This is a genomic window from Arthrobacter sp. CAL618 (assembly GCF_000468215.1).
Taxonomy (GTDB): Bacteria; Actinomycetota; Actinomycetes; order Actinomycetales; family Micrococcaceae; genus Arthrobacter_D.
In genome coordinates this window covers 10,726-13,414 of sequence record NZ_ASZW01000055.1, presented here as the reverse complement: position 1 = coordinate 13,414, position 2,689 = coordinate 10,726, and the positions used below count along the sequence as shown (strand labels likewise).

Genomic DNA, 2,689 nt, shown 5'->3' with positions numbered 1-2,689 from the left:
ATGACTTCCCTTAGCCCTCTCTTGAAGCAAGCAACTCCTTTGGTGGTTGATCACGCCCTGGGCAGCTGGATCCATGCTACTGATGGCCAGTCCTACCTGGATTTCACGACCGGTATTGGTGTGACGAGTACGGGTCACTGCCATCCGCGGGTGGTGGAAGCTGCCCGTGAGCAGGTGGGCAAAATTATTCATGCGCAGTACACCACAGTGATGCATAAGCCGTTGCTGGAGTTGACCGAGAAGCTCGGTGAGGTGTTGCCTGAGGGCCTGGATTCGGTGTTTTACGCCAATTCGGGTTCGGAGGCGGTGGAGGCTGCGGTCCGTCTGGCTAGGATGGCCACGGGCCGGCCGAACATTGTGGTGTTCCAGGGCGGCTTCCACGGCCGGACGGTCGCTGCGGCGTCGTTGACCACTGCCGGGACGAAGTTCTCTGCCGGGTTCTCTCCGTTAATGTCCGGTGTGCACATGTCCGCGTTCCCGTATGCGTACCGGTACGGGTGGGACGAGGCTGCCACGGTGGCGTTCGCGTTGAAGGAACTCGATTACCTGCTGCAGACCCGCACCGCACCGAACGACACGGCGGCGTTCCTGATCGAACCGGCCCTGGGTGACGGCGGGNNNCCCCGCCGGCGTTCCTGGAAGGCCTGCGTGAACGCGCGGACCGGCACGGCATCCAGCTGATCTTTGACGAGGTCCAGGCCGGGGTGGGCAGGATGGGCAAGTTCTGGGGACACCAGTACTCCACCGCGACCCCGGACATCCTGATCACCGCCAAGGGCATCGCTTCGGGTTTTCCGATCTCCGCGATCGCCGCCTCGACCGAGACGATGTCCAAGGGCTGGCCCGGTTCCCAAGGCGGGACCTACGGCGGCAATGCCGTCTCCGCCGCCGCCGGCGTCGCGACCCTGGACGTCGTCCGGGATGAAGGGCTCGTGGAGAACTCCCGGATCCGCGGCGAGCAGCTCCAGTCCGGCCTGAAAGACATCCAGAACCGCTTCCCGGTCATCGGTGACGTGCGCGGCAAAGGCCTGATGCAGGGCATCGAGTTCACCGCCGAAGACGGCACCCCCGACGCAGCCACCGCCGCAGCAGTCCAGCAGGCCACAACCACCCAGGGCCTACTCACCCTCACCTGCGGACCCGCAGGCAACGTTGTCCGCCTCATCCCCGCCCTCGTCGTCACCGCCAACGAAATCACCACCGGCCTCGAACGCTTCGAAAACGCCGTCGGCGCCGTCACCGGAGCCGTGCCCGCCACGACTGGGGCCTGAATCAACCATGGTTGATGCCGTTCACTCCCCCGCGCGCCCGGCAACGGGCACCCGCCGCTCCGGTTCGCCTGACCCCGGTCAGCCGGCTGTGCTGGCACGCCTGGCATCGGCAGGTGTGGCCGCGGACAGCTCTCCGCGCCGCCTCGCGGAATACTCCTACGACGCCTCCAACTACCGGGTGGCCCCACTGGCTGTGGTGTTTCCGCGGACAGTGGAGGACGTCGTCGCGGTTGTTGCCGCGTGCCGTGAAACGGCAACGCCGCTGATCGGCCGCGGCGGCGGGACGTCCATGGCGGGCAACGCCATGGGTCCCGGCGTCGTGCTGGATTTTTCCCACCACATGAATTCGATCCACGAAATCGAGGAGGCTGCGGGCACCGTGACCGTAGACCCCGGTGTGGTTCTGTCTGTCCTCTCCCGCGAAGTGGAGAAGGCAACGGGCAACCGCTTTACCTTCGCCCCGGACCCGTCCTCCAAGAACCGCGCCACCGTGGGCGGTTCGCTGGGGAATGACGCCTGCGGCAACCACTCCGTCCGTTACGGCAGGACCTCTGACCACGTGGCAGAGATCGACGTAGTCACGTCCGACGGCGCCCGGCTCACCGCCACTAGCACAGGCCTGCGTGCCACGGACCCTAAGGACAGGGCCTCCGCCGCCCGCGCTGCCGCCCTGACTACTTCCTTCAAGGACCTGGCCCACAACCACCTGTCCGAGTTCCGCCTTGAGCTTGCCCGCATCCAGCGCCAGGTTTCCGGGTACCACCTGGCCAACCTGCTGCCGGAAAACGGGTTCAACATTGCCCGCGCCCTCGCTGGGTCCGAAGGGACCTGCGCCATCATTGTAGGCGCCCGGATGAAGCTCGTCCCCAAGCCCGCCACCGCCCTGCTGGTGTGCCTGGGCTATGCAGACGTGGTGGACGCTGCGCGCGACATCATGACCATCCTGGAGTTCTCACCGGCTGCCGTCGAAGGCATCGACGAGGCGATCGTTGACACCATGCGCTTCCGCCGCGGGGACGGCTCCGTGACGGCCCTGCCGGAGGGCAAAGCCTGGCTCTATGTTGACCTCGACGGCGATAACCCGGACGAGGTCCGCGCCGAAGCGGACCGGCTGCTGGCCCGGCTCAAGGAAAGCGGCCGGCTAGTGGACGGCCGCACAGTTCCGGACCTGCAGGAGCGGGCCTCCCTGTGGCGTGTCCGCGAGGACGGCGCAGGGCTTTCCGCTCGGCTCTCCACCGGCGGTGAATCCTGGCCCGGCTGGGAGGACTCCGCGGTCGCGCCGGAAAACTTGGCCGGCTACCTTTCGGATTTCCGTGAGGTACTGGCCAGCCACGACCTCACAGGCGTTATGTACGGCCACTTCGGTGCCGGCTGCATGCACATTCGCATCACCTATGACCTGCGCACCGAGGCCGGCC

General features: G+C 66.5%; 2 pseudogenes. Both read left to right on the top strand.

The features are described 5' to 3' along the window. Positions 1-1,271, top strand: a pseudogene (locus tag K728_RS18295) (aspartate aminotransferase family protein). Between the two features lie 7 nt (positions 1,272-1,278). After that, positions 1,279-2,689: pseudogene (locus K728_RS23015) on the top strand (FAD-binding oxidoreductase); the annotation flags it as partial.